This window comes from Micromonospora sp. NPDC049048, from assembly GCF_043197615.1.
Classification (GTDB): domain Bacteria; phylum Actinomycetota; class Actinomycetes; order Mycobacteriales; family Micromonosporaceae; genus Micromonospora.
Map to the genome: position 1 here is coordinate 423022 of NZ_JBICTM010000004.1, position 25179 is coordinate 448200.

Sequence of the window (25179 nt, forward strand, 5' to 3'; positions counted from 1 at the left end):
GGACCGCGCGGGCGTGCCGAAGCGCCGGCACCACGCCTCCCACCGGGATCGATCAGGGCCGAACAGCGCCCGGTACGGACAGGTTTCTGGCACCGTCGAGACGTCCACCCGTTCCGTGGCCGGTCAGGAGACCCATGGTGGCCGACGCAGCCGTGCACCACAGGACCGTCGACGTCGACGGGATCACGATCTTCTACCGGGAGGCGGGGCCGCCGGACGCGCCGGTGGTGCTCCTGCCGCACGGCTACCCCTCGTCGTCGTTCCAGTTCCGCAACCTCCTGCCCGCCCTCGGCGACAGGTGGCGGGCCATCGCCCCCGACCACCCCGGCTTCGGCTACAGCGACACGCCCGATCCCCACCGGTTCGCGTACACCTTCGACGCCTACGCCGGCATGCTCCGGCGTTTCACGGAGGTGCTGGGGCTGACCCGATACGTGATCTACCTACAGGACTACGGCAGCCAGTTCGGGCTGCGCCTGGCGATGGCCGCGCCGCAGCGGGTCGCCGGGCTCGTCATCCAGAACGGCGACATCTACGAGGACCAGCACGGCCCCAGGTACGAGCCGCTCAAACGGTTCTGGCGCCACCCGAGCGAGGAAGGGCGCGAGCGCCTCGCCGCCGCTGTCAGCGAGGCGGGCTTCCGCGGCGAGTTCCTCGGTGAGCTACCCGAGCGGCTCGTCGACCGGGTGAGCCCGGACCTGTGGCGGCTTGCGGCGGCACTGCTGGATCCGCCCCGACGCGCGGCCCTGGTCCGGCTCCTCGCCGACCAGGGGAGCACCCTCGCCTGGTTTCCGCGCCAGCAGGAGTACCTGCGCCGGCACCGGCCGCCGGCCCTCATCGTGTGGGGACCGCACGATGGCTACATGCCCGAGGGCGCGGCGCGGGCGTACCTGCGGGACCTGCCCGACGCGGAACTGCACCTGCTCGACGGCGGGCACTGGCTGCTGGAGACGCACCTCGACGAGGTGGTGCCGCTCGTGCGGGAATTCCTCGGTCGGGTCCACTGCTGACCCGGCGGGGTCGGGTGACCGCGCCCTACGCGAGGCAGGCGAGGAGCCGCCGGTAGGCCTCGTCCTCCCTGCCGTGCTCGGTGCGTACCACCCGCGTCCCGGGCCGGGTGGCCATGACCGCGAGCAGCCGGTCGTACATGGCCGCCAGCTCAGTGGCCCCGCCGTAGCGGTCGAGCAGGCGCTGGGCGTCGAGATGCCCAGGGTCGCTGGAGGTACGGCTGCGTTCGGCGAAGCGCCGCAGCGCGTTCTCCTTGTCGTCGAGCAGGACGATCTCGTGGAAGTCCGCGCCGGTGTCGTGCGCGACGCGCTCGGCCTGCTCGATGAAGTCGACACGGCCGAGGAACTGCGGGACGATCACGTCGTGGCCGCCGGTCAGGTGCGTCCGGGCCGCCGCCAGGGCGACGCCACGGGCGAGGAGGCCGGCGGGACCAGCCTGCTCACGCCACCCGCCGATGAGGTCGCGGATCCGGTCGATGTCGAGGTCGAGCGCGAGCGGGTGGTCCTCGACGTACCGCCGGGCCAGCGTCGACTTGCCGCAGCCGGGCGGCCCGTTGAGCACGATCAGGCGCGGCACCGCCGCGGCGACGGGCGGGACCTGTGTCACTGCGCGCCTCCTCAATCGGCCCGGGGGGATCCTGCGGGGCCCCGCCGTACGGACGCCCGATCGTACGTCCGAGCACGGCGTGGCGGGGGCCGCCCCGGTCCGGGACGGCTCCCGCCACTGGTATCGGTCAGGAAGCGTCGGGATCGGTGGGTGCCGGTGGCGCGGTGGCCGACACGAGGGCGCGCAGTTGCGGGGGCATCGTGGCGCTGTCCGGCTCGCGCCGCAGCTCACGGAGCAGCCCGACCACCATGCCGACCATCACGAACAGGAACGGCAGGGCGGCCAGGATGGTCAGCGACTGGAGGGCGGAAAGCCCACCGGCGAGCAGCAGCACCGCGGCCACCAGGCCGGTCAGGATGCCCCACATCGAGACCAGCCAGGCCTTCGGCTCCAGATTGCCGCGCGAGGAGAGCGTGCCCATCACCACCGAGGCGGCGTCAGCGCCGCTGACGAAGAAGAGCGCCACCAGCACCATGACCACGATCGCGGTGACGGTGAAGAACGGGAACTCCCGCAGCACCGCGAAGAGTGCCGCCTCGGGGCTCTGCTTGACCGCGGCCGACAGGTCGGTGCCGCCGAGTTGCAGGTCGATGGCGGTGCCACCGAACACCGAGAACCAGACGATGCTGACGAGGCTCGGGACGGCCACCACACCGAGGATGAACTGCCGGATGGTGCGGCCCTTGGAGATGCGGGCGACGAAGGCGCCGACGAACGGGGTCCAGGAGATCCACCAGGCCCAGTAGAAGATGGTCCAACCGGCCATCCACTGCTCGCCGCCGAAGGCGCCGGTGCGGAAGCTCATCGGAACGAGGTTGAACAGGTAGCCGCCCGTCGACGCGGTGAGCGTGTTGAGGACGAAGACCGTCGGGCCCACCACGAGCAGGAAGAACATCAACGCCACCGCGAGCACCATGTTGGTGTTCGACAGGAACTGGATGCCCCGCTTGACGCCCGTGACGGCGGAGACCACGAACGCGACGGTGAGCGCCGCGATGATGCCGATCGCCAGCGGCGTGGACTTCGGCACGTCCCAGAGGTTGGTCAGGCCGCTGTTGATCTGGAGGGCGCCGAGGCCGAGGGAGACGGCCGAGCCGAACAGCGTCGCGAGGATCGCGAAGACGTCGATGGCCCGGCCGGGCCCACGACCGGCGCGCTCCCCGATGAGGGGGAAGAAGGCGCTGCTGATCAGACCTCGCCGGCCCTTGCGGAAGGTGAAGTACGCCAGCGCCAGGCCCACGACGGCGTAGATCGCCCACGGGTGCAGTGCCCAGTGGAACAGGGAGTACTCCATGGCCACCCGGGCGGCCTGCGGGGTGTTCGGTTCGTTGAGGCCGCGCGGCGGGGTCGCCAGGTGCGACAGCGGCTCGGCGGCACCCCAGAACATCAGGCCGATGCCCATGCCGGCGCTGAACATCATCGCCACCCACGAGACGGTGGCGAACTCGGGCTTGTCGTCGTCGCGGCCGAGCTTGATCCGGCCGTACCGGCTGCACGCCAGCCAGATCGAGAGCACCACGAAGCCGGTGCTGGCCAGCACGAAGACCCAGCCGAACGAGCGCACCACCCAGTCGAGCGCGGTGCCGCTGACCGAAGCCAGGTTCTCGGTGGCGACGATGCCCCACGCGACGAAGAGGACGGACACCACGGCGGCGACGCCCAGCACCGTCCGGTCGATGCCCTGCCGGGGGCGGCCCGGTCCAGGTGGTGCGCCGTCCGGCGGGGTGTCGTCGATTGCCGGGCCTGTGGCGGACACGGTCATGGTCTGTGGACCTCCGTGGGCGTCCGGGCGCGCAGGCCACATTGCCGGCGCCGCGCGCCGGTCGGCCCGCATCTCAAGTTGTCCCGCGACCCGTCTGGGCGCCGGGAATTCGGACAGGTACCGCTGGGCGCCCCGCCGTCCACGGGCGGGCTCAGGGGAACCCGCCCGAGTTCGACTGCCAGGGACGCCGGCGACGACCGGCGATTACTCTCGGCGTCGATGGTGGAGGGGACCCTGCGGTCTCATGACAGTGCTGTGACAAAACCGGAGGGGCGCTCCACGGTGGTGGTGGTGACGTGACCTCATCGAGCGGGCACAGTGGGGCGGTGACGACCGACATCCGTACGCCCCTGGCCCACTACGCCGACCGTCTGCACGCCGTGATCGGCGACGGGCACCACGTCGCGTCCCCGCTCGGCGCGTGGCTGCTGTTGGCGCTCGCCGCGCCGGCCGCCACCGGTTCGACCCGCGCCGCGCTGGAGGAGGCGCTCGGCACGGACGCGGAGGCCGCCGCCGCAGCCGCCGGCGCCCTGCTGGCGGCGCCGCATCCGCTGGTGCCCTCGGCGACCGCGTTCTGGCAGCAGCCGGGAGTCGCGACGGCCGGGCTCGACGGCTGGCGGTCGGCGCTGCCCGCGTCGACCACGACCGGGCCGTTGCCGGACCAGGCCGGACTCGACGCGTGGGCCCGCGAGCACACGCTCGGTCTCATCGACGCGTTCCCACTGGAGGTCACCCCCCGGGTGCTGCTGGTGCTGGCCAGCGCGCTGGCCACCCGCGTCTCGTGGGCGAATCCGTTCCAGGTGGCGCCGGCCGACGCCCTCGGTCCGGGCAGCGCCTGGGCCCGCGGGCTGCGCCGGGTGTTGCGCAGCCCGGAGTACGGCCACCGCTGCTGGATCGCGGGCACCGTGTGGGCCGGCACCGTGGCCGCGCACGCCGCCCCGGCGCGTACCGCCCCCGGCGGGGCCGGGCTGCTGGTGGTCTCCGTCGTCGCGGCACCCGACGTACCGGCCGCGTACGTCCTCGCGGCGGCCCACGAGATGGCGACGGCCGCCGCCGACACGCCGGAGCGTGAACTGCCGGCACAGCGGCGGTCCCTGTTCGACGTCCCACTGGGCGACGGTCCGTTGTGGACGCTGCGCGAGGAGCCGACCTACACGTACGCGCCGGATGGGCGGGAGGAGCGGGTCAGCGCCGTGCTGCCCTGCTGGTCGGCCCGCAGCCGGCACGACCTGACCGCATCCGGGTTGGGCTTCTCCGCCGTCGCCGGGGCGTTCGAGGGGTTGCTGGGCTCGCCGGGGCTCGACTTCGAGGCGGCCCAGGCGGCGGTGGCCCGCTACGGCCGGTACGGCTTCGAGGCGGCCGCCGTCACCGGCTTCGCCTCGGCGGTCAGCCTGCCACCGGAGGGGGTGGCCCGGATCGCGGAACTGCGCTTCGGCCACCCGTACGCCGTGGTGGCGGTTGCCACCGACGACCGGCCCGGCGGTGGGGAGCCCGGCCCGTGGCACGGGATTCCGGTCTTCTCCGCCTGGGTCGCCGATCCGGAGGAGCTGCCGGAGGCCGACGTCGCGGGCCGCCGCGACGAGGCCTGAGGTCGGCGCCGGGCCGCCACGACGAAGCCTGAGGCCGGCGCCGGGCCGCTCGACACCGGCGGGATGTGCGGGGCCAGCGGCCCGGACAGCAGCGTCAGGGGGTGTGCGCCTCGGCCATCGCGACGGCGATCTTGCGGGGGCCGGTGAACGGTTCCCGCCCGTGCGCGGCGGTCATGTTGTCCACGACGAGCACGTCGTCGCGCTGGTAGTCGAAGCGGACGCTGGCCGTCCGGTACGCGGCCCGCAGGTGCTCCACGACGTCGTCGGGGATCTCGCCGCCGTCGCCGTAGTAGGTGTTGGCCGGCAGCCCCTCGGTGCCGAACATGGCGAGCAGTCCCTCCTGGAGGTCCTTGGCCAGGGTGCTCACGTGGAAGAACGTGGCGTGGTTGAACCAGCGCGGGGTGTCCGAGCCGGGCCGGTGGTGCACCGCGTCGCGCACCGCGCGGGTACGCAGCCCGTCGGCGCCCTGCCACTGCACCTCGATCCGGTTCGCCGCCGCGTACGCCTCGACCTCGGCACGGTCCTCAGTGCCGAAGACGTGCTGCCACGGGGCGCCGAAGTCGCTGTGGAAGTTGCGTACCAGCATCCAGCGGCGGCGGAGGAACTCCTCGCGTACCGCCGGGTCGATCTCGTCGTGCACCCGGCGGACGTCGGCCAGCGGGGTGGCGCCCTGCGTGTCCGGCGGGGTGAGGCAGTGGAAGAACAACGTCAGCGGCCAGCGGGCCTGGTACGAGTTCTCGTTGTGCAGGAAGATCTCCTCGTCCGGCGGGTAGTCGGTCGAGGTGTAGACCCGGCCGGCGATGGCGTGCCGGGGCGACGAACGCTCGGTGTAGAGCAGCGGCTCACCGGACAGCGCCCGTACCACCCGGTCGAAGCCCTCGACGCCGCCCACGTCGAACCCGCGGAACAACAGGCCGCCGTGCGCCACGAGGCTCGCGCGCAGCTCCGCACGGCGGGCGGCGATCAGCTCGGTCAGCTCGCGGCCGTCGTTCTCGACGACCACCGGCAGCGTGGCGCCCGGATCACTCATGCTCTCACTCCTGTCGTCGCCGCCGACGTCGCGGACGTCGGCGGATGGCGGTGCTGACGGCTCCTCGCCCCGCCGACGTCGCGCGTGGCGGGACGGTGGTCCGGACGGCGGCCCGTGCCGGTCAGCTCAGCCGTGGCGGCGGGCGGCCGCCTCGGCGTGGGCCGCCGCGAGGTCCGCGCGGATCACGGCGAGCAGCTCGGGCAGCCGCTCGTTGAGGAAGAAGTGCCCGCCGTCGATCTCGTGCAACGTGAAGCCGGCGCTGCTGTGCTCCCGCCAGCCGCCGCTGTGCTCCCGGTAGACGGTGTCGTCGGCGCGCCCGCTGAAGGCCACGATCGGCATCGGCAGGGGCTCCTCGGGGGTGTAGCGGTAGCCGTCCACCTGGGCGAAGTCGGCGCGCAGCAGGGGCAGCAGCAGCTCGACCAGCTCGGGATACTCCAGCAGCCCCGCCGGCAACCCGCCGCCGGCCTCCAGGCGGCGCAGCAACTCGTCGTCGTCCACCTCGGACAGTCCGTCGAAGTGGCTGGGCGCGTTGACGTGCGGGGCACGCGCGCCGCCGACGTAGAGGCGCAGCGGCAGCGGGCGGCCGGCGCGGCGCAGCTCGCGGACGATCTCGAAGGCGACCCGGCCGCCCATCGAGTGGCCGTAGATCGCGTACGGGCCACGGATCCGCTCCGCGATCGCGTACGCGACGTCGGCGGCCCGGAACGCCGGGTCCTCGCTGATCCGGTTCTCGCGGCCGGGCAGCTGCACCGGCAGCACCTCGACGTCGGGGAGACCGTCCTGCCAGCGCCGGAAGATGCTCGCGCCGCCGCCGGCGTAGGGCAGGCAGAACAGTTGGACCGGGGCGGAGCGCCGGTCGTCGGCGGGGAGGAACCAGGTCACCGCGCGCCTTTCGTCGGGGGACGCTCCAGTGCCGCTGGCGCTGGAGCGGGTGCGTGGCCGCTCCGGCGGGCCGGGCCGCCCGGGGTGCGGGGCAGCCGTCGACGCCGCTGGACCGGCCACGTGGGCCGCTCGCCATGCTCCACGAGCGGCCTCATGAAACACCTATGGGGCCATGTCGACAGAAGCATAGGGCGCGTCGCCGGTACGCGGAGATCCGCGTGCCGGATCGCCGCGGGGAGCGGTTCGACGGGTGGCGGCGCGACGGCCGGTCAGGCGTCCGGGCGGGGGATCGGCTGCGTCATGCCGTCGAAGTCCCGGGGCAGGCGGGCCACCATGTCGCGGAACTCGTCGACGGTGACCGCCTCCCGGAGGGTGGCGAAGACGGCGCCGGTGGCCGTCCGGGCGGTGGCCTCGTCCACCCCGGCCCGCTCCCCCACCCGACGGACGAAGTCCGCCGGTCCGGGCGCGGGAGCCGCGCCGTCGCCGCCGGGGCCCGTGAGGTACCCGTCCAGTTCGTCGGGGAGGCGGGCGGCAGCGCCACCGCTCATCCGCTCCACCATGGTCTGCAACACGGCGCGGGCGATCGTGGCGGCCTGCGTGGTGGGCAGGCCGGCGCGGCGGGACACCGCATCGACGAATAGGGGAAACCGCACGGCCGCCTCCTGTCGTCACCGGCCCCGCGCTTACCCGCGCCCGGTGTCGGCAAACCGTCGCGACCGGCGGCGTCGCCGAGCGGGAATCGCCGCCGGATCCGTCGGGTGCCCCGCCGGGTCGGCTCAGCCGGTCGGGTCGGCGGCGAGGACGTCGAGCAGCAGCGCGGCCGTCCAGCTGAAGGCCGGTGAGCCGAGCCCGGCCCCGGTGTCCGGATGGAAGTACTCGTGGCAGCCCGAGCGGGCCACCAGCTCGATCATCGAGTCGCGCAGGCCGGCGGCCAGGTCGGGTCGTCCGTGGCACAGCAGCCCTCGCTGCACCAGCCAGTTGATGTTCATCCAGCTCGGCCCGCGCCAGTAGCGCAGCGGCTCGAAGTCCGGCGCCGTGCGGTCGTGGCTGGGCAGCGGCCGGTCCATCCGGGCGGCCAGCCCGAAGCGCGGGGAGCACGCCTCGGAGACCAGTGCCGACGCCTGCCGCGCCGGCAGGTCGGGCAGCACGAGCGGGGTCAGGCCGAGTACCGTGCGGGTCGGCACGAGCCGGTCGGCGCGCAGGTCCCGGGGCTGGAAGGTGCCGGTCGTCGGGTCGTACAGCCGGCTCAGGAGGGCCTCGGTGATCCGCGCGGCGCGCTCCCGGTGCGGGCCGGGGTCGGCGCCGGCCAGCGGCGCGATCCGGGCGAGGGCGTGCTCGGCGGCGCCCATCGCGGCGTTGACGAGCGGGCACTCCACCAGGAACGGGTGCCGGGCGGCCAGGTCGGCGTCGCGGTAGCGGCGCTCGCGGTAGGACGCCACGATCGCGACGTAGCGCGCGTAGTCGAGGTCGGTGGGGCGGTGCGCGGCGTCGGCGTGGGCGGTGTCGTGCCGGCGGTACGCGCGCATGACGGCCGCGTCGGCGGGCACCGCCGCCAGCGGCGCGTCCCAGGCGGGGCTGTTGTCCAGCCCGGACTCCCACGGGTGGACGATGCAGGCCAGCCCGCCCCCGCCGACGTCCCGGTGCGCGGCGAGGTAGCGCTGCTGGGCCACCAGCCGGGGATAGAGCCGGCGCAGCGCCGCCCGCGCGGCCTCGGAGGGGCACCGCCGGTACGCCAGCCAGGCGGCGGGCGCGTGCACGGGCGGCTGGATCAGCCCGGAGGTGGCGGCGGCCGGGGCGCCCTCGGCGAGCGCCGACGCCCAGAACTCCGGCCCGGGGAAGTAGGAGCCGACGCGCAGCGCCGGGTTGAACACGATGTGCGGCACCCGCCCGTCGAGCCACTGGGCCCGGAACAGGCTGGCCAGTTCCCGCCAGGCGCGGTCGGGGCGGACGTGGGACCAGCCGATCGCGATGAACGCCGAGTCCCAGCTCCACTGGTGCGGGTAGAGGGTGCGCGACGGCACGGTGTGGTCGTGTTCCCAGTTGGCCTCGAGGGTGGCGACGGCGAGGCGGCGCAGCGCCCCGGCGTCGCGGGCCCCGGCGTCGGCGGTGTACGCGCCGCCGGCGGTGCCGGTGCTCATGCCGCCGCCTGCCGGGGCAGCGCGTGCCGCAGCACGGTGGCGGCCTGGTGCAGGGCGCGTACGGGGTCGCCGCGCAGCCGGCACTCCAGCGCCAGCCAGCCCCGGTAGTCGATCTCCAACAGGGTGCGCACCAGCGCCGGCCAGTCGAGGTGCCCGGCGCCGGGCTGGTGGCGGTTGGAGTCGCTGACCTGCACGTGCCCGAGGTACGGCGCGGCGGCGCGCAGCGCCCGGTGCACGTCGTCCTCCTCGATGTTCATGTGGAAGGTGTCCGCCACCACCCGCACCGAGGGCAGCCCGACGGCCGCGCAGAGGGCGACGGCGTCGTCGAGCCGGTTGACCATGTGGTCCTCGTACCGGTTGAGCGGTTCCAGGAAGAGGGTGACCCCCTCGGCGCGGGCGTGCTCCCCCAGCTCGCCCAGGGCGTCGACGAGCACCTGCCGGTCGCCGGCCGGCGGCCGGGGCGGCTCGAACGGCGGCAGTCGCCGGGAGAACATCCCCCACGCGGCCGGGGTCATCGCCCCGACGCCGCCCAGCTCGGCGATCACGGAGAGCTGGGAGCGCAGGTTGCGCACGGCGTCGCGGGACCGGTCGGGGTCGAAGTCGCCGATGAAGTGGTCCATCTCGACGCAGACGGTGGGCATGGGCACCCCGGCGGCGCGGGCCCGGCGCAGCTCGGGCAGCCGGCGGGCGAGGCCGAGGTCGCCTCGGCCGCGCAGCTCGATCGCGTCGTAGCCGAGCGCGGTGGCGAGCGCGTACTTCTGGATCAGGTCGGTGCCCGGCAGGAGCTGCTCCTGGCAGGCGAGTGGAATGGTCATCGGAACCTCAGCACGACTTGGAGGGCGTCAGCGTCACCGCGGTCGAGCAGCGCGAGCGCGTCGGCCACCGCGCTCGCGTCGACGACGTGGCTCACCAGCGGCAGCGGGTCGACGCTGCCCTCGGCCACCAGGTCCATGAAGGTGTGTGCGACGCGGGCCCCGGTCCACCGGCCGGCCATGCCGGGTGCCGGGGTCGGCCCGGAGACCTGGGCCGCCACCAGCTGGATCCGGTTGTGGTGGAACTCCTCACCCAGGCCGAGCCCGTCGGCCTGCCCCTGGTAGAAGCCGGCGGCCACGACGCGGCCGGCGTGGGTGGTGGCGCGGATCGCCTCGTGCAGCGCCGGGTACGCCCCGGACAGCTCCAGGCAGACGTCCGCGCCCCTCCCGTCGGTGGCTTGGCGCAGCACGGTCGCGGCCGACTCGGCGCCCGCGTCGACGACGAGGCGCGCGCCGAGCCGGGCGGCCTGGGCCAGCCGGGCGGGTACCCGGTCGACGGCGACGACCCGCGCGCCGGAGAGGACGGCGAGCCGGGTGGCGAGCAGCCCGATGACGCCCTGCCCGAAGACCGCGACCCAGTCGCCCAGGTGCAGGTCGCCGGCGAGCACCGCGGTGAGGGCGATCGCCCCGGGGCGGGCGAAGACCGCCGCGAGGGGATCCAGGTTCGCGGGCAGCGGGTGCACCGTGTCGGCGGGCACGACGGCCTCGGCGCGGTGCCCCCAGATGCCCCAGACGACCTGCCCCACCCGCCGGTCGACCACGTCGGGCGCGACCTCGACGATCTCGCCGACCTCCTCGTAGCCGAAGCCCACCAGCGGGTACGGCACGGTGCTCTGCCGGGGCACGAACATCCGGCTGACGTCGTCCCAGTCCTTGCTCAGCCGGGGGTTGCTGCCCCGGTAGAGGGTGAGTTCCGTGCCGGCCGAGATGCCGGAGTAGCAGGTGTGGACGCGGACCCGGCCGGGGCCGAGCGGGTCCGGAAGGCAGGGCTCGAGGCTGATCCGGCGGGGCCCGGCGAGCGAGACAACCCAGTTGACCATGAGTCACATCCCGGTAGCACTGGGTTCCATCGTAGGCAATAAATCGGCATATGTCTTGTAATTGATCAATCGAAGGCGTTCAATCCTTTGTATACCCTTCGAGAGGAGTGCCACCGATGTCAGCACCTCCGATGCGGATACTCGCCGCCACCCTGATCATGGCAGTCACCGGGGCCGGTCTGCTGGCCTGCGGCGACGACAGATCCGACAGCGACAGCAGGAAGATCACCGTGTGGAGCCTGGAGGACGTGGCCGACCGGGTCACGGCCACCAAGGCGATCATCGCCGACTTCACCGCCAGCACCGGCATCGCCGTCGACCTGGTCACCGTCAACGAGGACCAGTTCCCCTCCCTGATCGCCACCAGCGCCGCCGCCGGGGAGCTGCCCGACGTGGTCGGCGCGCTCCCGCTCGCCGGCGTCCGTACCCTCGCCGGCAACGAACTGCTGCACCCCTCGGCGAACGCGGAGGTCGTCGAGAAACTCGGCCGGCAGACCTTCGCACCGCGCGCCCTGGAGCTGACCTCGGACGACGGCGTGCAGCTCGCCGTGCCCAGCGACGGCTGGGGCCAGCTGCTCGTCTACCGCAAGGACCTGTTCGCCGCCGCCGGGCTGCCCGCCCCCGACACGTACGAGCGGATCGCCGCCGCCGCGACGAGGCTCAACGCCGGCGGCGTCGCGGGCGTCACCGCCGCCACCGCGCCCGGCGACGTGTTCACCCAGCAGACCTTCGAACATCTCGCGCTGGCCAACAACTGCCAGCTCACCGACGACTCCGGGGCCGTGAGGCTGGACTCCCCGGAGTGCGTCGAGGCGTTCCGGTTCTACGGCGACCTGATGCGCACCAGCTCGGTCAGGGGCGCGCAGGACGTCGACACCACCCGGGCCACCTACTTCGCCGGCAAGGCGGCCATGCTGGTCTGGTCGCCGTTCATCCTCGACGAGCTGGCCGGCCTGCGCGACGACGCCAGGCCGACCTGCCCGCAGTGCCAGGCCGACCCGGCGTTCCTCGCGAAGAACAGCGGCTTCGTCACCGCGATCAAGGGCCCGAACGGCCCCGAACCCGCCCAGTACGGCGAGATCAGCTCCTGGGCGGTGCTCGACGGCGCGGCCACCGGCCCGGCCAGCGCCCTCGTGGAGCACATGCTCGGCGAGGGTTACCCGCGCTGGTTCGGCATGTCCCCCGAGGGGCGCTTCCCCGTCCGCAAGGGCACCCTGACCGAGCCGGAGAAGTTCCTCGCCGCCTGGAACACCAGCCAGGCCGGGGTCGACACCCGCAAGCCGCTCGCCGAGGTCTACGGCGAGGACGTGCTCGCGAGCCTGCGGCGCAGCCCCGACACCTTCCAGCGCTGGGGTCTGGCCCAGGGCCAGGGCAAGCTGGTCGGCGCGATCCTCGGCGAGCTGCCGGTGCCCAAGGCCCTGAACGACGTGATCGCCGGCAGGACCGACGCCGCCGCGGCCGCCGGCCGGGCGAAGAAGGACGTGGAGGCGATCAAGGCGGGCGTCAATTGACCACCGCCCCACCGGGCACCGGCCGCTCCCCCGCCCGGGAGCGGCCGGCCCCGGCCCGCCGCCGGCCGCTGACCCTGCGCCGCAGAGAGTCCCGCGCCGGGCTCGCGCTGGTCGCCCCGACCCTGCTCGTCGTGGTCGCCGTGATCGGCATCCCCATCGTCTGGACCGTCGTGCTGGCCTTCCAGCGGGTACGCCTGGCCACGCTGCGGCGCACCGGGCTGTTCGGCGAGTTCACCATGGACAACGTCGAGCGGGTGCTGAACACCCCCGGCTTCGCCGACACGCTGTGGACCACGCTGGTCTACGCCGTGGCCAGCACCGCCGGCTCGATCGTGCTCGGCCTGGTGGCGGCGCTGGTCGTACGCCGGCCGTTCCGGGGCCGCACCCTGGTGCGCGCGTCGATGCTGCTGCCGTACGTGGCGCCGGTGGTCGCGGTCACCTTCGTCTGGCAGGTGATGCTCGACCCGCAGCTCGGCATCGTCAACGACTGGGGGCGGCGGTTCCTCGGCTGGGACACCCCGGTGCCGTTCCTGTCCCAGGAGTCGACCGCCCTGGCCACGGTGGTCGCCTTCGAGGCGTGGCGCTACTTCCCGTTCGCGTTCCTGTTCCTGCTCGCCCGGCTCCAGGCGGTTCCCGGCGAGCTGGAGGAGGCGGCCCGGGTCGACGGGGCCACGCCCACCCAGCGGTTCCGGCACATCCTGCTGCCGCAACTGCTGCCGGTGATCGGCCTGCTGGGCGTGCTGCGGTTCATCATGACGTTCAACAAGTTCGACGACGTCTACCTGCTCACCGGCGGCGCCGCCGGCACCGAGGTGGTCAGCGTCCGAGTCTACGAGTTCCTGACCGCGCGTACGGACATCGGCGCGGCGGCGGCACAGGCGGTCGTACTCGCCGTGGTGCTCATCGTGTTCGTGGTGGTGTACCTGCGCTTCTTCGGCGCACGGAGGGACGGCTGATGGACCGGGACCGGATCGAGACGGTGGGCCTGCGCTGGCTGCGCCGGCTGGTGATCGCCGCGTTCCTGCTGGTCACCGCCTTTCCCTTCTACTACATGCTGGTGCTCTCGGTGCGCCCCATCGAGCGGCTGCTGCTCGATCCGGGCTCGCTGGTGGTGGGCCTCGGCGAGCTGACCTTCGACACGTACGCCGAGGTGGTCAGGGCCGTCGACGACGGCGGCCAGGGTTTCCTCACCTTCCTACGCAACAGCGGCCTGGTCGCGGTCGCGGCGACGCTGCTGACGCTGGCCGTGGCGATCCCCGGCGCGTACGCGGTCGCCCGGCTGCGCTTCTTCGGCCGGCGGCAGGTCGACTTCCTCTTCCTGGCGGTCTACCTCTTCCCGTCGATCGTCATCGCCATCCCGCTCTTCGTGGTCTTCACCCGGGCCGGGCTGCGCGGCTCGCTGCTCGGCCTGGTGCTGGTCTACATCTCGCAGACCCTGCCCGTCTCGGTCTACATGCTGCGCAACTACTTCGAGACGATCCCGGTCAGCCTGGAGGAGTCGGCGGCCATCGACGGCGCCGGGCGGCTCGGCATCATCCGCCGGGTCAGCCTCCCCCTGGCCGCGCCGTCGATCATGGCCGTCGCCCTGTACGACTTCATGATCGCCTGGAACGAGTTCCTGTTCGCCCTGCTGTTCCTGGTCGACAAGCCGCACCGGTGGACGGTGTCGCTGGGCCTGGCGCAGCTCGCGGACGGCGTCGAGGTGCCGAAGACGGTGCTGATGGCCGGCTCGGTGATCCTCACCCTGCCCATCGTGATCCTCTTCTTCGCCAGCGAACGCCTGCTCACCGAGGGGCTCACCAGCGGCGCGGAGAAGGGCTGAGGCGGCGGGGTTGCCGGACGGTGGGCTGACCGAGGATGAGCCGGGTGACCACCGCCCCGACCCGGCGGGGAGACCGGTGGCCCGGCTACGGTGGCCGCATGGGAAACCCGACCCGATGGGAGACCGACACCGGTCCGGAGCACTCGCAGTGGTACATCGACCGGTTCCGTCGGCTGGCCGCCGAGGGGGCCGACCTGGCCGGCGAGGCGCGGCTGCTGGACGCGCTGGTCGCGCCCGGCTCCCGGATCCTCGACGCGGGCTGCGGCACCGGGCGGGTGGGCGCGGCGCTGGCCGCCCGGGGCCACACCGTGGTCGGGGTGGACGCCGACCCGGCGCTGGTCGAGGCCGCCCGCGCCGACCATCCCGGCCCGCGCTGGCTGGTCGCCGACCTGGCCGAGCTGGACCTGGCGGCGGTCGGCGAGCCGGAGCTGTTCGACGCGGCGGTCGTCGCCGGCAACGTGCTGGCCTTCGTCGCCCCCGGCACCGAGCGGGAGGTGCTGCGCCGCGTCGCGGCCCACCTGCGCCCCGACGGCGTGCTGGCGGTCGGCTTCGGCACCGACCGGGGTTACCCGCTGACCGGGTTCGACGCCGACGCCGTCGCCGCCGGGCTGCGGCTGGAGCACCGCTTCGCCACGTGGGACCTGCGCCCGTGGCGCGACGACGCCGACTTCGCCGTCACCGTGCTGCGCCGCCCCGCCGACTGATCCACGCGGGGCGGACTCAGGCGGGGGCGGCGACGACCCGCGCGGCGGCCGGGTCGAGGGTGGCGCCGGCGGGCACCAGGGCGACCAGACTGGCCGGCAGCCGCACCGGCCGCACGTCGCGGTAGCCGAGCGTGCCGAGCACCTCGCCGCCGGCGAGGGCATGGCGCCGGCCCAGGTCGGTGACCACGGAGACCGCGCCGCCGGTCGCGCCGGGCGCCGCGACCGCCTCGACCACCGCGCCCCGGCCCGGCTCCACCACGACGTGGTCGGCGCGCACCCCGCCCCCGGCCACCGGGGCGGTGCGGGGCGCGGCGGCGAGGTCGGGCAGCCGTACGCCGAGCCGGACCTCCGTGACGCCGCCGTCGTCGCCCACCCGGGCGCAGAGCGCCGCCCCGTCGGCGGCGGCGAGCCGGGGCGGGGCGGTCGGCGGGGCGGTGGGCCCCGTCGGGGTGAGATCGGGCAGCTTGGGCAGCGCCGCGAACCGCCCGAGCGTCATCGGCTTCGGCTCGCCCTGGCCGGTGCGGGCGAGCAGCAGGCCGGCCTGCAACTCGGTGATGCCGGCCAGGCCGTCGCGCAGCGCGACGGCGTACTGCCGGCCACCGCCGGAGTTGCGCACCAGGTAGACGTCGCCGACCCGCGCCCCGGACACCGCCGCGGAGCGCTCCCCCGCATCCGGCAGGGTCGGCGGCGCGAGGTCCGCGCCCGCAGGCAGGCTGTTGAGCAGGGCCGGGGCCGCCGGGACCGCCCCGGCCCGGGTGGTCGCCAGGGCCGCCAGCACCCGGTTGCTGTCCCGCACCAGGTAGCGGCGCTGGTGCCAGACGAGGTGCAGCCCGCCGTCGGGGTCGCGCAGCAGCAGCGCGTCATCGCCCAGGGCCCGGCCCCCGCCGGGGGCCACACCGATCAGCAGGGCTGAGCGGGGCGTCGCCCGGTCGGCCTCGGCGGCGACGGAGCAGACCGTCCACGGCGCGGTGGACAGCCGCCCCCTGGCGGGCAGCGAGTCGGGGGCGTCGGCGATGCCCAGCGGCAGCCCGCGCGGCACCCCGTCGATGGCGCGGCGGGAGACGAGCACCGTCTTCGGCCGTTCCGCGCCGATGATCAGCAGAGCCGACGCGTAGTTGAGCACCGGGTGCAGCTTCTCCTCCCGGTAGACGAACCGGGCGCCGGACTCCTTCTCCACGATCACCGCGCCCGGGTCGCGCCACGTGCTGCCACCCCCGGTGAAGAGACCGTAGAGGGCGAACCCGCCCAGCCCGATGGCCGCGACCAGCACGCTGGCCAGGCCGGCGCCGGCGAGCCGGCGGAACGGCGACTGCGCCGGGTCGGTCTCCCGCATCACCAGGGCGGAGACCGCCCGCTGGACGGTGAACTGGTACGAGTGCAGCTGGTCCTGCCGCGACGGCATCGCATCCCTTCCGGTGGGCGGTCGGGGCACAGGATAAGCGTTGCGTCGATGCGCCGACGACCCTGCGTCGCGGCGGCGCCGCATTCCCGGCGGGGCACCCGACGGTGCGAACAGGATCACCACGCGGACGCGGACGCTCCTCACGTGAGCAGGTAGCATGGCACGTACGGGTACCCCCCGGGGTATCGTGGAGTGAGCGAGGAGGCGTGCGGTGCAGCTTCGACCCGAGATGACGAGCGAGGCCCTGACCCGCCTGAAGCGGGCCCGGGGCCAGCTCAACGCGGTCATCGAGATGATGGAGACCGGCCAGGACTGCCGCGAGGCGCTGACCCAGCTCGCCGCGGTGTCGAAGGCGATCGACCGGGCCGGCTTCAAGATCATCGCCTCCGGCATGCGCCACTGCACCGCCGCCCGCGAGCGGGGGGACTCCCCGGAGATGACCGAGGAGGAGCTGGAGAAGCTCTTCCTCGCCCTCGCCTGACCGCGACCGAACGACCGCGACCGAATGACCGTCCTCGCCTGACCGTCATCGACAGGAACGTCCCGTACGCGCCCGCGTGACAGCAGCGCGTGCGGGTAGACACAGCGCACGCGTCGGCATACCCGACGTGTGTCCGGCATATACCCCCCGGGGTATCTGACCCTCAAGGAGCACGGCAATGGCAGTTGAGGTGTCCGTCATCGCGACGTCCTCGCTCGGCGACCGCAGTTACCTGGCCTCCGACGGCACGGTGGCGATCGTCGTCGACCCCCAGCGGGACATCGACCGGATCCTGTACCTCGCGGGCGAGAAGGGCGTCCGCGTCACGCACGTGCTGGAGACCCACATCCACAACGACTACGTCTCCGGCGGACTGGAGCTGGCCCGGGTGACCGGCGCCCGCTACCTCGTCGGCGCGGACGACGAGGTCGGCTTCGACCGGACGCCGGTGGCCGACGGCGACACGGTGCCCGTCTCCGGCGCACTGCGGCTGCGGGTGCTCGCCACGCCGGGGCACACGTTCCACCACCTGTCGTACGTGCTCGACGAGGCCGACGGCGCCGGCTGGCGCCCGGTCGGCGTGTTCACCGGCGGCTCGCTGCTCTTCGGCACCACCGGCCGCACCGACCTGCTCGGCGGGCAGCACGCCCACGAACTCGCCCACCACCAGCACGCCTCCGCCAGGCGCCTGGCCGACCTGCTACCCGACGGCGCCGAGGTGTGGCCCACCCACGGATTCGGCAGCTTCTGCTCCGCCAGCCAGTCCGACGCGCCCGAGTCGACCATCGGGCGGGAGAAGCAGGCGAACCCCGTGCTGCGGCTGGCCGCCGACGAGTTCGTCACCGAGACCCTCGCCGGGCTCGACGCCTACCCCGCGTACTACGCCCACATGGGCGTGGCGAACCTCGCCGGCCCGGCGCCGGTGGACCTCACCCCGGTCGGCCGCGCCGACGCCGCCGAACTGCGAGAGCGGATCGCCGCCGGCCAGTGGGTCGTCGACCTGCGCCACCGCAAGGCGTACGCCACGTCGCACCTGGCGGGCACGGTCGCCCTCGGGCTCGACGGCCCGATGTCGACCTGGCTCGGCTGGCTCATCGACTGGGGCACCCCGCTCACCCTGCTGGCCGAGACCGAAGAGCAGGTCGCCGACGCCCAGCGCGAACTGGTCCGCATCGGCATCGACCGGCCGGCCGCCCAGGCCACCGGCGACCCCGGCCACTGGGCGACGGAGCCGGGACAGCTGCGTGAGCTGCGTATGGCCGACTTCCCCGCGCTGGCCGCCGCCCGGGCCGGCGACACCCCGGCGGGGCTGCCCGCCCCGGACGTCGTGCTCGACGTCCGGATGACCAACGAGTGGACCGGCGGTCACGTCGAGGGCGCCGTGCACATCCCCCTGCCCGACCTGCCGGGCCGCCTCGCCGAGGTGCCCGCCGGCGTCGTCTGGGTGCACTGCGGCTCCGGGTACCGGGCCACCGTCGCCGCGTCCCTGCTGACCAACGCGGGCCGCGAGGTCGTCGTCATCGACGACAGGTTCGACCGGGCCGAGGCCGCCGGGGTCGCCATGAGCCCCCGCGCCGCCTGACCGACCCGCGCCCCCGTACGACGACTCATCGCTGCATCCCCTTGACGAGGAGACATGGACACTTCACCGAACACTCACCCCGCCACCCTCGACGCCGTCACGCTGCGCGAGCTGATCGAATCCGGACGCGCCCCCCGCATGCTGGACGTGCGCACCCCCGCGGAGTTCGAGACGGCCCACGTCCCCGGCGCATACAACGTCCCGCTCGACGTGCTCAGGGAGCACCGCGAGGAGCTGCGGCGGCACCTCGACGAGACGGTGGTGCTGATCTGCCGCTCCGGTGCCCGGGCCGCCCGGGCCGGTGAGGCCCTCGCCGGTGTCGGCCTGCCCCACCTCAGGGTCCTCGACGGGGGCATGACCGCGTGGCAGGCCGCCCAGGGACCGGTGCGGCGGGGCACGCCCCGCTGGGAGCTGGAGCGGCAGGTCCGCCTCGTCGCCGGCTCGATCGTGCTGCTCAGCATCCTGGGCTCGGTGTTCGTACCCGGCCTGAAGTGGGTCGCCGGCCTCATCGGCGCCGGCCTCACCTTCGCCGCCGTCACCAACACCTGCGCAATGGGCATGCTGCTCGGCAGGCTGCCGTACAACCGCGGCGCGAGCTGCGACGTGCAGACCCTCGTCAGCCGGCTGGGGGACCCCGCAACGCCCCGGCCGCTGCCGTGACCGGCGGCCTCGCGCTGACCGTCGCGCTGGCCGTCCTCATCGGGGTCAGCCTCGGCCTGCTCGGCGGCGGCGGATCCATCCTCGCCGTACCGCTGCTCGTCTACGTCGCCGACCTGCCGGCCCGGGAGGCGATCGCCACCTCGCTGCTCGTCGTCGGGGTGACCAGCGTCGTGGGCGCGCTGCCGCACGCCCGGGCGGGTCGGGTCCGCTGGCGCACCGGCCTGCTCTTCGGGGCGGCGGGCATGGCCGGCGCGTACGCCGGTGGCCGCCTCGCCGCGTACGTCCCGGCCGCCGTCCTGCTCGCCGGCTTCGCCGTCATGATGCTCGCCACCGCGACGGCCATGCTGCGCGGCCGGCGCACCGGTCCCGGGCGGCAACGGCGGGAGCTGCCCATGGCGCGGGTGCTCCTCGACGGCGTGCTGGTCGGGCTGGTCACCGGGCTGGTCGGCGCCGGCGGCGGGTTCCTGGTGGTGCCGGCCCTCGCGCTGCTCGGCGGCCTGCCGATGCCGGTCGCGGTCGGCACCTCACTCGTGGTCATCGCGATGAAGTCGTTCGCGGGGCTGGCCGGCTACCTGTCCACGGTCGACATCGACCCGGGCCTGGCCACGGCCGTGACCGCCGCCGCCGTCGTCGGCAGCCTGGCCGGCGGCCGGCTGGCCGGGCGCGTTCCGGAGGCCGTGCTGCGTGCCGCGTTCGGCTGGTTCGTGGCGGCGATGGGCGTCTTCGTGCTGGCCCAGCAGTTGCCCGAACAACTACGGACGGCCCCGCTGCCGTGGACCGTCGCGACGGCGACGGTGGTGGTGGCAGTGGCGGTCGCCGGGGTGCGACGGAGACGCCAGCAGGTTCCGCCGCGCCCGGTGTCGTCTGACTCCAATACGACTGGGCACAGACAGGGATCGATGTAAGAATTACGCTGACGCTGGTGGACGTTCGAGCAGGTAGTCGTCGGCCCGGGCGCGCACGACGCTCCCGCTCCGCCCCGGGATGAGCCCGATGCGGTCGAAGGACGGGACGCCGTCATGAGCGCATGGCGACCGGGTCCGTTACCACCGCAGCCTGCCGGCGCCACCGAAGGCGAGTTGCGCCGGTTGGGTCGACGCTACGCGGTCCTCATGCGCACCACGGCGCTGAGTTGTGTGAGCGGCGCCGCGTTGTTCCAGGCGGCCCCCGACCGGCGCGCGCTGGTCGTGGGCGTGGCCACCGGGCTCGCCGCCTGGAGCGTGGTGTATGTCCGCTTCAGCTCCCGCGGGTGGCTCCTGCCCGTGGACACCCTGGTGATCATGCTGCTGTGCCTGACCCAGCGCTGGACCGTGCCGCCGGACGCGGTGGTGGACAGTACGAACTGGGTCCTCGCCGTCGTGACGGTCACGGCGATTAGTGCGGGTCGCGGGGTTGACCGGGTAGTGGCCCGAGGACGTGGTACGCGTCTTCGGTGCCTGGAGCGCATCGTCGACTGATGTCGATGAACACCGGGCCATACGGCGATTCGACACACCAATGCTCGAACTGGTCCAACTCTTGGGCCGCGTACCGTGCGAGCAGCCTGGCGAGTTGGTGAATCTCCGCGTCGGTCATGCGATCTGGGGTGGCGTCCTCGGCGGCCATCTCGTCATCCTGCTGCATCAGATGATGGTGGGTCCGTCAGGGTTCGGCGAGGGCCTGCCGGGCGCAGTGACTAGGATTGCCCGCGCGACGTTCAGCGCGGGTGCACCAGGGCGCCGACGGGTAGCATCCCGCCCGTGGGAGTGCGATTCGAGGAACTGGCCTGGCGGGAGACGCCGATCGGCCTGATCAGCCTGCGTCGGCGCCGCGACCCGTCGCTCGACGTCGAGGTGTACGAGGTCAAGCTCGACGACGAGTTCCTGATGTCCAGCCTCTTCCCCGTCGCGGAGATCGAGCTGGCCCGGCTGGGCCTGGCCCCGTTGACCGGGCAGCACCTCGACGTGGTCGTCGGCGGCCTCGGGCTCGGCTACACCGCCCGCACCGCGCTCGCCGACGACCGGGTCGGCTCGCTGCTGGTGGTGGAGGCGATCGAGGACGTCATCGACTGGCACCGTCGGGAACTGCTGCCCTTCGCCGCCGGGCTGGCCGCCGATCCGCGTACCCGCTTCGTGCACGCCGACTTCTTCGCCGCCGTCGCCGACGGCAGCGGCTTCGACCCGCGCGAGCCGGGGCGGCGGTTCCACGCCGTGCTGCTCGACGTGGACCACTCGCCGCGCAACGTGCTGCACCCCACCCACGCCGCGTTCTACACGTCGGAGGGGCTGCGCCGGCTCGCCGCCCATCTGCACCCCGACGGGGTGTTCGCCCTCTGGTCGGACGATCCGCCCGATCCCGACTTCGAGGCGACCCTCGCCACGGTGTTCCGCACCGCGCGGGCGCACGTCGTGCCGTTCGCCAACCCGCTGACCGGCGGGGAGTCGGCGAACACCGTGTACGTCGCCCGGCGCTGACCCCGGGGATCGCCCTGACGACGGACGCCCGGGCCGGCGCCGGCATGCCGTCGTACGCAGCGGGAAGGCGGGCGGGGGCCGCGCGGCGCGGTCGGGAGTCACGGAGGTGGACATGCGGACCATGCTCTGGGTCGTCGGCGTCATCGCGGGCGCGCTCGTCCTGCTCGGGCTGCTGCTGGAGGCGGTCCGCTGGTTGGTGATCATCGGCGTGGTGGCCCTGGCCGTGGTCGTCGTCCTGGCCGTGGTCAAGGGGCGGCAGGCGATGCACCACTCCGCCGGGCGCCGGTGACGTCGAGTGCCGCCGCCAACTCCTCGTCGTAGGTGGCCAGCGGTCGCCCGTCGGCGGCGTAGGCGACGAGCCGGCCGTGGGCCATGGTCGCCGACCGGAACGAGAACGTCCGGGGGCCCGGGTGGGGCGCCAGCAGCGGGATGACCCGGGGCGCGCCGCCGGGGGCGGAGTGGTACTCCAGCCGGGCCACGGCGGGCGACACCACGCCGTTGACCCGGACCTTGGTCTTCTCCCTGCGGGTGCCGAACGTCACCGGGGCGTCCGTGCCGTACGCGGCGCACTGCACCGGGCCGCGGCAGACGAAGAAGTAACGCGGGTTGTCCACGTCGGCGAGCGCGTACGCCTTGAAGGTCGGGTCGGCGCCGGCCGGCAGCGGCTGCACGGCGAAGAACGCCACGGCCAGCGCGGCGGTGGTGCCCGCCCGCAGCCAGCCACGGGCCGCCGGGGAGCGGCGCCGCGCGCCGGCCACGGCCAGCGCCGCCCCGCCGAACCCGGCGAGGCAGAGCGTCGCGACGCCGAGCGCCCGCGCGTTCTCGAGGAGGAACTGGATGCCGGGGGTCGGCGAGACCGGGGCGAGCACCACGCCCAGCGAGACCACCATGGTCACCAGCAGGGCGGCGCCGGCCACCCGGCGGGCGAACCCGGCGGCCCCGATCAGCAGCATCGCCGCCAGGACCGGCCAGATCTGGTGGTGCGTCCAGGAGACCGGGGACGCGGCGACGGTCGCGCAGCCGACGAGCACGGCGGCGTGACCGGGCCGCCCGTTCGCCGCCAGGTGCCGGGCACGCAGCAGGGCCACGGCGCAGACGACGGCCACCAGGGCCGCCCACAGCGCCGGCAACGATCCCGGGTCGAGGCCGAGCCGCAACAGCATGCCGTGCACCGACTGGTTGCCGAGGGAGGCGAGGTTGCCGATCCGGGACGTGTTGCGCACCGCCTCGGTCCAGTACGTGCCGCTCTCCGCCGGCAGGACGGCCGCGCCGAGCGCCGCGCAGGCCAGGAACGTCAGCACGGCCCGCCCGGCGTCCCGGTACCGGCCGGTGACGAGGAAGTAGACCACGAACAGCAGCGGGGTCAGCTTGACGGCGGCGGCCACCCCGACGAGCACGCCCCGCAGCCGGGCCGGGGCCATGCCCATGCCGTCCAGCAGCGCGAGCAGCACGATGAAGACGCTGACCTGGCCGAAGCGCAGGTTGCTCTGCACCGGCGCGGAGAGCATCAGGGCGCAGGCGACCGCCGGCACGACCAGGTGCCGGCGGTGCCCGTCGGCCAGCACGCGGCCCACCGGCACCGCGATGGCGACCACCGCGAGGCAGGTGAGCACCAGCCAGGCACCCTGCACGACGCCCTCCGGCACGGCGGCGACCGGCCAGAGCACGAGCGCCGCGAACGGCGGGTAGGTGAAGGGGCCGCCGTTGTCGGCGACGAACTCGTAGAGCGGTCGGCCCGCGTGCAGGTGCAGCAGCGCGCCACGATAGATGTGCAGGTCGGAGAGGCGGTCCGGGCGGAGCGTGACGAGCGCCGACGACCCGGCGGCGAGCAGGACGAACACCGACCAGAGCGCTGCGACCCGTCGATCCCGCACCCCTGGATCGTACGACCGGCGCGGGTCGGCTGGGGGGAACCTCGACCGCTACCTACGCAACCGTAGGTTACCGTGGGGTAGGAACAGGACGTACGGCGGAGGAGAGACATGGACCTGAGCGTGGAGCGGCCCTGGCTGCGCAGCTACGCCCCGGGCGTGCCGGCGAGCGTCACGCCGTCCGACGAGTCGCTGGTCGACCTGCTGCGCGACGCCGCCCGCCGGTTCGGTCCCCGGGTCGCCCTGGACTTCTTCGGCGCCGGCACCACGTACGCCGACCTGGCCGACCAGGTGGGCCGGGCGGCCGAGGCGCTGCGCCGGCTCGGCGTCGGCCGGGGCGACCGGGTGGCGCTGGTGCTGCCGAACTGCCCGCAGCACGTCGTCGCCTTCTACGCCGTGCTGCGGCTCGGCGCGGTGGTGGTGGAGCACAACCCGCTCTACACCGCGCAGGAGCTCGCCCGACAACTCGCCGACCACGGCGCCCGCGTCGCGGTGGTCTGGGACAGGATCACCCCCCTCGTACGCGAGGCCGCCGGCGAGACGGCCGTCGAGACGGTGGTCGCGGTGGACCTCACCCGGGCGCTGCCCCGGCGCAAACGCTGGGCGCTGCGGCTGCCGCTGGCCCGGGCGCGGGCCACCCGCGCGGCGATGACGGGTCCCGCGCCCGGCGCGCTGTCCTGGGAGCGGCTGGTGGCCGAGGCGAGCCCGCTCGACGCCGCGCACCCCGCCCCCGGCCCCGACGACACGGCGCTGTTGCAGTACACGGGGGGCACCACCGGCACCCCGAAGGGCGCCATCCTGACCCACCGGAACCTGCGGACCAACGCGGCGCAGGGTCGCGCCTGGGTGCCGGGCCTGCGCGACGGCGAGGAGACGGTGTACGCGGTGCTGCCCCTGTTCCACGCGTACGGGCTGACGCTCTGCCTGACCTTCTCGGTGAGCATCGGCGCCACGCTGGTGCTCTTCCCCCGCTTCGACCTGGACCAGACGCTGGACGCCGTACGCCGCCGCCCGCCGACCTTCCTGCCCGCCGTCCCGCCGATCTACGAGAAGCTGGCCACGGCCGCCCGGGAGCGTGGGGTCGACCTCTCCTCGGCCCGGTACGCCATCTCCGGCGCCATGGCGCTGCCCCCGGCGACGGTCGAGCTGTGGGAGTCGGTCACCGGCGGGCTGCTCGTCGAGGGCTACGGCATGACCGAGACCTCGCCCGTCGCCCTGGGCAACCCGGTCTCCCCCGCCCGGCGGCCGGGCACGGTCGGCGTGCCGTTCCCGTCCACCGACATCCGCATCGTCGACCCCGAGGACCCGTCGCGCGACCGCGCCCCGGGCGAGGCGGGCGAGCTGCTCGTCCGCGGGCCGCAGGTGTTCGCCGGCTACTGGAACCGCCCGGCGGAGACGGCGGCGGCACTGCTGCCCGACGGCTGGCTGCGCACCGGGGACGTCGTGGTGACCGACGCCGACGGCTTCGTCAGCGTGGTCGACCGGATCAAGGAACTGATCATCACGGGCGGGTTCAACGTCTACCCGTCCGAGGTGGAGGACACGCTGCGTAGCGTTCCCGGTGTGCGCGACGCCGCCGTGGTCGGCCTGCCCGGCGAGCACGGCGAGGAGGTGGTGGCGGCGGTCGTCGCCGACGAGGGGACCCAGCTCGACGAGGCGGACGTCCGGGCGGCGTGCCGGCGGCACCTGGCCGGGTACAAGGTGCCCCGCCGCGTGGTCGTCGTCGAGGAGCTGCCCCGCTCCCAGCTCGGCAAGGTCCTGCGCCGCGAGGTCCGCGACCGGCTGCTCGCCGGCGGCTGAGACCACCGGGACGGGCAGGCCCCGCA

The 25179-nt window shown here is 74.1% G+C and carries 24 protein-coding genes; 14 read left to right on the forward strand and 10 right to left on the reverse strand.

All coding sequences use genetic code 11. The features are described from left to right. The first annotated feature begins 134 nt into the window (after positions 1–134). Positions 135–1010, forward strand: a complete 876-nt coding sequence (locus ACGFIG_RS16645; protein ID WP_393003640.1) for an alpha/beta fold hydrolase — start codon at positions 135–137, stop codon at positions 1008–1010. 25 nt (positions 1011–1035) lie between these two features. Here the strand turns inward: ACGFIG_RS16645 and ACGFIG_RS16650 are convergent, their stop codons facing one another. Both ACGFIG_RS16650 and ACGFIG_RS16655 read right to left on the reverse strand, forming a co-directional pair. Beyond that, positions 1036–1614, reverse strand: coding sequence for an AAA family ATPase (locus ACGFIG_RS16650; RefSeq protein WP_393003642.1), 579 nt, complete (start codon positions 1612–1614; stop codon positions 1036–1038). Positions 1615–1741: 127 nt separating this feature from the next. Next, the gene (locus tag ACGFIG_RS16655; RefSeq protein ID WP_393003644.1) at positions 1742–3376 is read right to left on the reverse strand and encodes a BCCT family transporter; all 1635 of its coding nucleotides are present in this window, start codon (positions 3374–3376) and stop codon (positions 1742–1744) included. A 326-nt stretch (positions 3377–3702) separates the two neighbouring features. On the opposite strand from ACGFIG_RS16655, the gene ACGFIG_RS16660 reads away from it, so the two are divergent. Then, positions 3703–4965, forward strand: coding sequence for a hypothetical protein (locus ACGFIG_RS16660; protein WP_393003646.1), 1263 nt, complete (start codon positions 3703–3705; stop codon positions 4963–4965). A gap of 94 nt (positions 4966–5059) precedes the next feature. On the opposite strand, the gene ACGFIG_RS16665 is transcribed toward ACGFIG_RS16660, so the two are convergent. The 6 genes from ACGFIG_RS16665 to ACGFIG_RS16690 all read right to left on the reverse strand — a co-directional run bounded on the left by ACGFIG_RS16665 (position 5060) and on the right by ACGFIG_RS16690 (position 10867). After that, positions 5060–5995, reverse strand: a complete 936-nt coding sequence (locus ACGFIG_RS16665) for a TauD/TfdA family dioxygenase (protein ID WP_393003648.1) — start codon at positions 5993–5995, stop codon at positions 5060–5062. Between the two features lie 126 nt (positions 5996–6121). Further along, on the reverse strand, positions 6122–6877 hold the full coding sequence (locus ACGFIG_RS16670; protein ID WP_393003650.1) for a thioesterase II family protein: 756 nt from the start codon (positions 6875–6877) through the stop codon (positions 6122–6124). Positions 6878–7146: 269 nt separating this feature from the next. Further along, positions 7147–7530: a DUF2267 domain-containing protein gene (locus tag ACGFIG_RS16675; protein WP_393003652.1), complete on the reverse strand. Its 384-nt coding sequence runs from the start codon at positions 7528–7530 to the stop codon at positions 7147–7149. A gap of 123 nt (positions 7531–7653) precedes the next feature. Beyond that, the gene (locus ACGFIG_RS16680) at positions 7654–9015 is read right to left on the reverse strand and encodes a hypothetical protein (RefSeq protein WP_393003654.1); all 1362 of its coding nucleotides are present in this window, start codon (positions 9013–9015) and stop codon (positions 7654–7656) included. Beyond that, entirely contained in the window at positions 9012–9830 is an 819-nt protein-coding gene (locus ACGFIG_RS16685) for a TIM barrel protein (protein ID WP_393003656.1), read from the reverse strand. Before ACGFIG_RS16685 ends, ACGFIG_RS16680 begins: the two co-directional genes overlap by 4 nt. Then, complete coding sequence (locus ACGFIG_RS16690) at positions 9827–10867, reverse strand: zinc-binding alcohol dehydrogenase (protein ID WP_393003658.1); 1041 nt, start codon at positions 10865–10867, stop codon at positions 9827–9829. Before ACGFIG_RS16690 ends, ACGFIG_RS16685 begins: the two co-directional genes overlap by 4 nt. 116 nt (positions 10868–10983) lie before the next feature. Here ACGFIG_RS16690 and ACGFIG_RS16695 point away from each other — a divergent pair, with 116 nt between their 5' ends. From ACGFIG_RS16695 to ACGFIG_RS16710, 4 genes are all read left to right on the forward strand, one after another. Beyond that, positions 10984–12378, forward strand: coding sequence for an ABC transporter substrate-binding protein (locus ACGFIG_RS16695; protein ID WP_393003660.1), 1395 nt, complete (start codon positions 10984–10986; stop codon positions 12376–12378). Then, positions 12375–13334 carry a carbohydrate ABC transporter permease gene (locus ACGFIG_RS16700; RefSeq protein WP_393003662.1) on the forward strand — a complete coding sequence of 320 codons (960 nt, stop codon included), beginning with the start codon at positions 12375–12377 and terminating at the stop codon, positions 13332–13334. Before ACGFIG_RS16695 ends, ACGFIG_RS16700 begins: the two co-directional genes overlap by 4 nt. Beyond that, positions 13334–14200 (forward strand): carbohydrate ABC transporter permease, encoded by an 867-nt coding sequence (locus tag ACGFIG_RS16705; RefSeq protein ID WP_393003664.1) that lies wholly within the window; start codon positions 13334–13336, stop codon positions 14198–14200. The genes ACGFIG_RS16700 and ACGFIG_RS16705 overlap by 1 nt, the downstream gene beginning before the upstream one ends. 98 nt (positions 14201–14298) lie before the next feature. Next, positions 14299–14904, forward strand: coding sequence for a class I SAM-dependent methyltransferase (locus ACGFIG_RS16710; protein ID WP_393003666.1), 606 nt, complete (start codon positions 14299–14301; stop codon positions 14902–14904). A gap of 16 nt (positions 14905–14920) precedes the next feature. Here the strand turns inward: ACGFIG_RS16710 and eccB are convergent, their stop codons facing one another. Next, positions 14921–16306: a type VII secretion protein EccB gene (gene eccB / locus ACGFIG_RS16715; protein ID WP_393003668.1), complete on the reverse strand. Its 1386-nt coding sequence runs from the start codon at positions 16304–16306 to the stop codon at positions 14921–14923. 211 nt (positions 16307–16517) lie between these two features. Here eccB and ACGFIG_RS16720 point away from each other — a divergent pair, with 211 nt between their 5' ends. The 7 genes from ACGFIG_RS16720 to ACGFIG_RS16750 all read left to right on the forward strand — a co-directional run bounded on the left by ACGFIG_RS16720 (position 16518) and on the right by ACGFIG_RS16750 (position 21771). Beyond that, positions 16518–16787 carry a metal-sensitive transcriptional regulator gene (locus ACGFIG_RS16720; protein ID WP_393003670.1) on the forward strand — a complete coding sequence of 90 codons (270 nt, stop codon included), beginning with the start codon at positions 16518–16520 and terminating at the stop codon, positions 16785–16787. A 178-nt stretch (positions 16788–16965) separates the two neighbouring features. After that, the gene (locus ACGFIG_RS16725) at positions 16966–18369 is read left to right on the forward strand and encodes a rhodanese-like domain-containing protein (protein WP_393003672.1); all 1404 of its coding nucleotides are present in this window, start codon (positions 16966–16968) and stop codon (positions 18367–18369) included. A 54-nt stretch (positions 18370–18423) separates the two neighbouring features. Further along, on the forward strand, positions 18424–19029 hold the full coding sequence (locus ACGFIG_RS16730; protein ID WP_393003674.1) for a rhodanese-like domain-containing protein: 606 nt from the start codon (positions 18424–18426) through the stop codon (positions 19027–19029). Beyond that, on the forward strand, positions 19026–19934 hold the full coding sequence (locus tag ACGFIG_RS16735; RefSeq protein ID WP_393003676.1) for a sulfite exporter TauE/SafE family protein: 909 nt from the start codon (positions 19026–19028) through the stop codon (positions 19932–19934). The genes ACGFIG_RS16730 and ACGFIG_RS16735 overlap by 4 nt, the downstream gene beginning before the upstream one ends. 207 nt (positions 19935–20141) lie before the next feature. Beyond that, positions 20142–20486 carry a hypothetical protein gene (locus ACGFIG_RS16740; protein WP_393003678.1) on the forward strand — a complete coding sequence of 115 codons (345 nt, stop codon included), beginning with the start codon at positions 20142–20144 and terminating at the stop codon, positions 20484–20486. Between the two features lie 282 nt (positions 20487–20768). Then, positions 20769–21482 carry a spermidine synthase gene (locus ACGFIG_RS16745; RefSeq protein ID WP_393003680.1) on the forward strand — a complete coding sequence of 238 codons (714 nt, stop codon included), beginning with the start codon at positions 20769–20771 and terminating at the stop codon, positions 21480–21482. 112 nt (positions 21483–21594) lie between these two features. After that, positions 21595–21771: a hypothetical protein gene (locus tag ACGFIG_RS16750; protein WP_393003682.1), complete on the forward strand. Its 177-nt coding sequence runs from the start codon at positions 21595–21597 to the stop codon at positions 21769–21771. Here the strand turns inward: ACGFIG_RS16750 and ACGFIG_RS16755 are convergent. Continuing rightward, positions 21728–23356: a glycosyltransferase 87 family protein gene (locus ACGFIG_RS16755; protein ID WP_393003684.1), complete on the reverse strand. Its 1629-nt coding sequence runs from the start codon at positions 23354–23356 to the stop codon at positions 21728–21730. The two genes, ACGFIG_RS16750 and ACGFIG_RS16755, sit on opposite strands and share 44 nt — an antisense overlap. A 108-nt stretch (positions 23357–23464) precedes the next feature. Here ACGFIG_RS16755 and ACGFIG_RS16760 point away from each other — a divergent pair, with 108 nt between their 5' ends. Beyond that, entirely contained in the window at positions 23465–25153 is a 1689-nt protein-coding gene (locus tag ACGFIG_RS16760; protein WP_393003686.1) for a long-chain-fatty-acid--CoA ligase, read from the forward strand. Positions 25154–25179 lie beyond the last annotated feature (26 nt).

What these genes read in the sequence shown, in the direction of transcription:
- ACGFIG_RS16710 (WP_393003666.1), top strand. Translation starts at nt 14,299, where the DNA reads ATGGGAAACCCGACCCGATGGGAGACCGACACCGGTCCGGAGCACTCG.
- ACGFIG_RS16740 (WP_393003678.1), top strand. Translation starts at nt 20,142, where the DNA reads ATGCGCACCACGGCGCTGAGTTGTGTGAGCGGCGCCGCGTTGTTCCAG.
- ACGFIG_RS16665 (WP_393003648.1), bottom strand. Translation starts at nt 5,995, where the DNA reads ATGAGTGATCCGGGCGCCACGCTGCCGGTGGTCGTCGAGAACGACGGC.
- ACGFIG_RS16645 (WP_393003640.1), top strand. Translation starts at nt 135, where the DNA reads ATGGTGGCCGACGCAGCCGTGCACCACAGGACCGTCGACGTCGACGGG.
- ACGFIG_RS16760 (WP_393003686.1), top strand. Translation starts at nt 23,465, where the DNA reads ATGGACCTGAGCGTGGAGCGGCCCTGGCTGCGCAGCTACGCCCCGGGC.
- ACGFIG_RS16685 (WP_393003656.1), bottom strand. Translation starts at nt 9,830, where the DNA reads ATGACCATTCCACTCGCCTGCCAGGAGCAGCTCCTGCCGGGCACCGAC.
- ACGFIG_RS16725 (WP_393003672.1), top strand. Translation starts at nt 16,966, where the DNA reads ATGGCAGTTGAGGTGTCCGTCATCGCGACGTCCTCGCTCGGCGACCGC.
- ACGFIG_RS16655 (WP_393003644.1), bottom strand. Translation starts at nt 3,376, where the DNA reads ATGACCGTGTCCGCCACAGGCCCGGCAATCGACGACACCCCGCCGGAC.
- eccB (WP_393003668.1), bottom strand. Translation starts at nt 16,306, where the DNA reads ATGCCGTCGCGGCAGGACCAGCTGCACTCGTACCAGTTCACCGTCCAG.
- ACGFIG_RS16750 (WP_393003682.1), top strand. Translation starts at nt 21,595, where the DNA reads ATGCGGACCATGCTCTGGGTCGTCGGCGTCATCGCGGGCGCGCTCGTC.
- ACGFIG_RS16695 (WP_393003660.1), top strand. Translation starts at nt 10,984, where the DNA reads ATGTCAGCACCTCCGATGCGGATACTCGCCGCCACCCTGATCATGGCA.
- ACGFIG_RS16705 (WP_393003664.1), top strand. Translation starts at nt 13,334, where the DNA reads ATGGACCGGGACCGGATCGAGACGGTGGGCCTGCGCTGGCTGCGCCGG.
- ACGFIG_RS16680 (WP_393003654.1), bottom strand. Translation starts at nt 9,015, where the DNA reads ATGAGCACCGGCACCGCCGGCGGCGCGTACACCGCCGACGCCGGGGCC.
- ACGFIG_RS16730 (WP_393003674.1), top strand. Translation starts at nt 18,424, where the DNA reads ATGGACACTTCACCGAACACTCACCCCGCCACCCTCGACGCCGTCACG.
- ACGFIG_RS16690 (WP_393003658.1), bottom strand. Translation starts at nt 10,867, where the DNA reads ATGGTCAACTGGGTTGTCTCGCTCGCCGGGCCCCGCCGGATCAGCCTC.